Consider the following 5,366-nt stretch of genomic DNA (forward strand, 5'->3'; position numbering starts at 1 on the left):
TGGGGACCAAGAGGATCTTAAAGTTAGTGACAAAGGACGTGTAGGCGATCTTGTATGGCCAATCGTTGCTTTGGTTGTTGGTACCGTTGCATTCATGATTATTACAGGTATTCAAGCTAGTGAAGGTGCGGCAACAATCCTTTCGACGTTTGAAAATACAGATGTCGCAACATCACTATTATATGGTGGTTTAATTGGTTTTGCTGTTGCTCTAGTGCTTAATCTCATAAAGAAGACTGAAGCACGTGATCTTGGCGCAACAATCTGGGCTGGGATTAAGTCCATGCTTCCAGCTATTTATATCTTACTTTTCGCTTGGACGATTATTGCGATAATTGGTGATTTAGGAACAGGGCAATATCTTGCTTCTCTAGTCGATGGAAACATCCACCCAATGTTCTTGCCAGCGATTTTATTCTTAATTGCCGGTTTTGCTGCATTCTCAACTGGAACATCTTGGGGAACGTTTGGTTTGCTACTTCCGATAGCAGGAGAAATGGCTGCCGTTATTGATATTACGATGATGCTTCCGATGCTTGCAGCAGTTCTTGCTGGAGCGATTTTCGGAGATCATTGCTCACCTATCTCAGATACGACCATCCTCTCTTCTACAGGAGCAGGAAGCCATCATATTGACCACGTTGTCACTCAGCTTCCGTATGCGATTGTAGCAGCTGTGATTACGTTACTTTCCTATCTTGTACTTGGTGCAACTGGAAGTGTGATCTTAACATTGCTGACAGCATTCGTTTTACTTGTCATTACTGTTCTTATATTGAAAAAGCTCTCTACGCCAATTGAAGCGTAGCAAATTGGCTTCTGCATCCTAGCAGAAGCCTTTTTTGGTTCTTATTACCTGCTTTTATGGATTGATTTAATAAAACCTTTAATAAATGTGACATTTTTCTTAAATTTATTTTGACAAACCCCAGGGTAATCATTATAATAAAAAAATGAATAGTCTGATAACTCGAAAGGTGGAGGGGTTGAAAAAAAACGATACTACCATACGTTGATGCGCTAAATAGACTTGTCGAAATAATTGTCATATAATTTCGACAAAAAATATTTTTGTGCGGATACTATTTACAGAATTTTTAGAATATGATTTAAGGAATACAGCACACAACAGAGGGGAGTTATCGAAAATGGCTAGAGAGCAATGGGGGACTCGAGCAGGATTTATCTTAGCAGCAATTGGGTCAGCAGTCGGTTTAGGTAACATTTGGCGCTTTCCATATGTTGCATACGAAAACGGTGGAGGAGCATTCTTTTTACCTTATCTTTTTGCACTATTAACAGCGGGGATTCCGTTACTTATTATGGAGTTTACATTAGGTCATAAATACCGTGGATCTGCACCACTTTCTTATGCTCGTTTACACAAAAAAGCAGAATGGATTGGTTGGTGGCAAGTAGCAATTGCCTTTGTTATCTCAACTTACTACGCTGTTATTATCGCGTGGGCGATTGCTTATACGTACTTTGCATTCAATCAAAGTTGGGGCGAGGACACTGGTGGATTCTTAATGGGGGAATACCTTCAACGAATTGATCTATCAGGTGGAGCGCTTGGTGAAGTCGGCTCACTTGTACCAGGTGTATTCATTCCTTTATTAGTTGTTTGGGCAGTTACGCTAGGGGTTTTATTTAAAGGGGTTAAACGCGGAATTGAGATGGCTAACCGTATCTTCATCCCACTTTTAGTCGTTATGTTCTTATTAATTGTTATTCGTGCATTAACACTTGAAGGGGCATTAGTTGGTCTAGATGCATTCTTTGCGCCTAACTKGAGTGAGATTATGTCGCCGGGGGTGTGGGTAGCCGCATACGGTCAGATATTCTTCAGTTTATCGATTGCCTTTGCAATCATGATTACCTACTCAAGTTACCTTGGGAAAAAATCGGATATTAATAATAATGCCTTTATTACAGGTTTTAGTAACTCGAGTTTTGAGTTGTTAGCAGGGATTGGAGTATTCGCAGCACTTGGGTTTATGGCAACAGCATCTGGGGTTGGTGTAGACGAGGTAGCAAGCGCAGGTATTGGTTTAGCCTTTGTCGTCTTCCCGGAAATCATTAATACATTTCCAGGTATGAATGGATTTTTCGGGGTCTTATTCTTCGGATCATTAGTACTTGCTGGTCTATCATCACTTATATCAATTGTTGAAACATTTGTTGCAGGCATTCAAGACAAATTCAAGCTTTCTCGTACAAAAGCTGTTGCCTTTGGTGGAGGATTATCAGCCGTTATTTCTTTACTATTTGCTACACAGGGCGGACTTTTCTTCTTAGATACAGCTGACTACTTCATCAACCAGTTTGGTGTAGCATTAGCAGGTCTAGTTTCTGTTATCGCTGTTTCTTGGTTCATTCGTAAGCTTCCTGAACTACAAGGTCATGCAAATGGTGTATCAGACTTTAAAACAGGTCTATGGTGGAAGGTTTGCTTGAGCATCATTACACCAATTGTTCTTGGGTACATGGCGATTCAGAATACGATTACCAATATTACTTCTAATTATGAAGACTACCCAACATCGTTAGTCGTAAGCTGGGGCTGGGTTGTTGCAATTRGAGCCATTGTGATCGGGTTTGTGTTTGCATCCTTTAAATGGCAAAAGAACGACTTAGATGTACCGGCAGATTCAAATGATAAAGGAGCTGATCTATAATGAGTGGAAGCGCAATTGTCATGATGGTTATTGGCATACTAATCATTTGGGGCGGAATGGCTCTAAGTATTTTAAATGCAGTCAGAGTAGCAAAACAAAAGAAAGCATCATCTTAAACACAAACAAGGAGTCAGCATAATGCTGACTCCTTTATTTTTTCTTTTTACGATCCTGATAGGCTTTTCTTTCCCATGACTTTAATGATGGAAACGGATCAAATGACCATTCTGTATATCCATTATCTCTGTACATCCCGTAGTGGAGGTGAGGTGGGAACTTACCTTGTGTGCCTGGCTTTCCGTATCCTGAACTCCCACAATACCCAATCACATCACCAGGTGAGACGATGCTTCCTTCTTCAATTCCTTTTTCGAAGCCACTTAAGTGAGCGTAATAATGGTATATATTATCTAAGTCACGAATTCCAATACGCCATCCTCCGTACATATTCCAGCCTTTAACCTCAACTTTTCCATAAGCCGTTGCCCGGACAGGTACATTGTAACCAGCGAAAATATCCGTACCTTCATGTATACGTCTGCCTCCCCAACCACGACGGTCTCCCCATGTGTTCTTATAACTGTAATTATTGTTAAGTGGAATAGGGAAGGCATGATCATCTAAATCAAGATTTCCAAAATGCTCATAAACGGTAGCGTGTCCGTGGATGATCGAGACAGATTGCTCACGTTGGTAATAATCCCAAAGGGCAATCCTAAAATCTTCTTCATCAAATCCGTACTGCTCTAAATAGTTGGCAAATGTGTAGAGTACATCTTCATCATCGTTTAAACTTGCGATCCCATCACCGTTCCCATCAAGCCCGGCTCCATTAAAGAGGCTAATGGACAAAGGATCCGTATCTTCTTTATTGGGGTTAATTGGTCCAGCCCACACTTCTGGCTGATAATAAATAGAGATTAATCCTTCTTCTCTTGGACGATCGCGTTGAGCTCGACGTAAGCCTCTCTCATATGTGTCAGCGGCAGCTAAGTAATACCAAGGGACTTGAGTCACTGTCTCCATTTTTTGATAAAGCTCCATCCGTCCTTTAAAAATCTCTTCCTGGCTCAGTTCTTCATTGTTAGCATGAGTGTGTTGTGGAGTGGAACTGATAATAATTAAGGTCAATAATAATAGTTGTATTGCTCGCTTCACTTTATTCCCTCCTCTAGGAATTCCCTTCTTCTCTAGTGTGCAAAGTTTTTGGAGAAAAATATGAGTGAATCAATGGAAATTTCGAGCGAGAGTTTGGTCATTTACGAATAATCATGATAAAGTATAGAAAGATAAATGCAGCGAGGTTTGTYGATTTTCGTATGCAGAATATGGGAAAGCGGATGGAGTGATGTAACGTGGCAAAAAAAGAAGAACATTTACGCAAGCCGGAGTGGCTAAAAATAAAGTTAAATACGAATGAAACGTACACAGGGTTAAAGAAAATGATGCGCGAGAAGAATCTACATACAGTTTGTGAAGAAGCGCGCTGTCCTAACATTCATGAGTGCTGGGCAGTAAGAAAAACGGCAACCTTCATGATTCTAGGTGACGTTTGTACACGCGCATGTCGTTTCTGTGCTGTTAAGACAGGTCTTCCAACTGAACTTGACCTACAAGAGCCAGAACGTGTAGCGGACTCTGTTGAAATGATGGGGTTAAAGCATGCTGTTATTACAGCGGTTGCGCGTGATGACTTAAAGGACGGTGGTGCGGCTGTATTTGCTGAAACTGTTCGTGCTATTCGTCGTAAAAGCCCGTTCTGTACAATCGAAGTTTTACCTTCTGATATGCTAGGTAATTTTGATAGCTTAAAAACATTAATGGATGCCAAACCAAATATTATGAACCACAATATTGAAACCGTTCRTCGTCTTTCACCGAGAGTTCGTGCACGTGCAACGTATGAGCGTACATTAGAATTCTTACGTCGTGCTAAAGAAATGAACCCAGAGATTCCAACGAAATCAAGCTTAATGATTGGACTTGGAGAGACAAGTGAAGAGATTATTGAAACAATGGATGATCTACGTGCAAATAACGTCGATATCATGACGATCGGTCAGTACTTACAACCAACGAAGAAGCACTTAAAAGTTCTAAAATACTACACACCAGAAGAATTTGCTGAATTTAAGGAGATTGCTCTTGAAAAAGGCTTCAGCCACTGTGAGTCTGGTCCACTCGTTCGTTCATCTTATCATGCTGATGAGCAAGTAAACTCAGCACAAGTAAGAGAAGAAGCTAATAAAGTAGCTAAATCATAAAAAGAGCCCGCGGGTACCTCCCCCCGAAAGTTAGAGTGGAAAATCTAACTTTCGGGGTTTTTTTCGTTATGAGAGACTAGAATGAATGTTGCGGAATAATACTCTAACTTGACAAGTCGGAATAGTGTGAATATTATTGAATCAATATGATCTATTCATAAATATATACAATACTTGGGGGAATTAAGATGAGTGAAGAAAACCATTTTCGTCCTGAAACATTAGCGATACATGCTGGGCAAGAAATTGATCCTACAACATTTTCACGTGCCGTTCCTTTGTATCAAACAACTTCATATGGATTTAAAGATACAGATCATGCGGCTAATCTATTTTCGTTAAGCGAATTTGGAAACATTTATACTCGCCTGATGAACCCAACGACAGATGTATTTGAAAAACGTGTAGCAGCACTTGAAGGTGG

At 40.4% G+C, this 5,366-nt stretch carries 6 protein-coding genes; 5 read left to right on the forward strand and 1 reads right to left on the reverse strand.

Going from position 1 to position 5,366, the window contains the following annotated elements; all coding sequences use genetic code 11:
• The 3 genes from AB685_RS25890 to AB685_RS30640 form a co-directional block, all read left to right on the forward strand.
• A partial coding sequence (locus tag AB685_RS25890; RefSeq protein WP_047973470.1) for a Na+/H+ antiporter NhaC family protein occupies positions 1-808 on the forward strand: 808 nt, incomplete at its 5' end.
• A gap of 340 nt (positions 809-1,148) precedes the next feature.
• Entirely contained in the window at positions 1,149-2,678 is a 1,530-nt protein-coding gene (locus AB685_RS25895; protein ID WP_047973471.1) for a sodium-dependent transporter, read from the forward strand.
• Positions 2,678-2,794, forward strand: a complete 117-nt coding sequence (locus AB685_RS30640; protein WP_082153780.1) for a methionine/alanine import family NSS transporter small subunit — start codon at positions 2,678-2,680, stop codon at positions 2,792-2,794. The genes AB685_RS25895 and AB685_RS30640 overlap by 1 nt, the downstream gene beginning before the upstream one ends.
• Positions 2,795-2,828: 34 nt before the next feature.
• Here the strand turns inward: AB685_RS30640 and AB685_RS25900 are convergent, their stop codons facing one another.
• A complete protein-coding gene (locus AB685_RS25900) occupies positions 2,829-3,836 on the reverse strand; it encodes a M23 family metallopeptidase (protein ID WP_047973472.1) in 1,008 nt (335 codons plus the stop codon).
• Between the two features lie 197 nt (positions 3,837-4,033).
• Here AB685_RS25900 and lipA point away from each other — a divergent pair, with 197 nt between their 5' ends.
• Both lipA and AB685_RS25910 read left to right on the forward strand, forming a co-directional pair.
• Positions 4,034-4,942: a lipoyl synthase gene (lipA, locus tag AB685_RS25905; protein WP_047973473.1), complete on the forward strand. Its 909-nt coding sequence runs from the start codon at positions 4,034-4,036 to the stop codon at positions 4,940-4,942.
• Positions 4,943-5,130: 188 nt separating this feature from the next.
• Positions 5,131-5,366: PLP-dependent transferase (locus tag AB685_RS25910; protein ID WP_047973474.1), on the forward strand; the 236-nt coding region annotated here is incomplete at its 3' end.

The organism is Bacillus sp. LL01, from assembly GCF_001037965.1.

Coding starts and splice junctions, on each gene's coding strand:
- AB685_RS30640 (WP_082153780.1), top strand. CDS start 2,678: ATGAGTGGAAGCGCAATTGTCATGATGGTTATTGGCATACTAATCATT.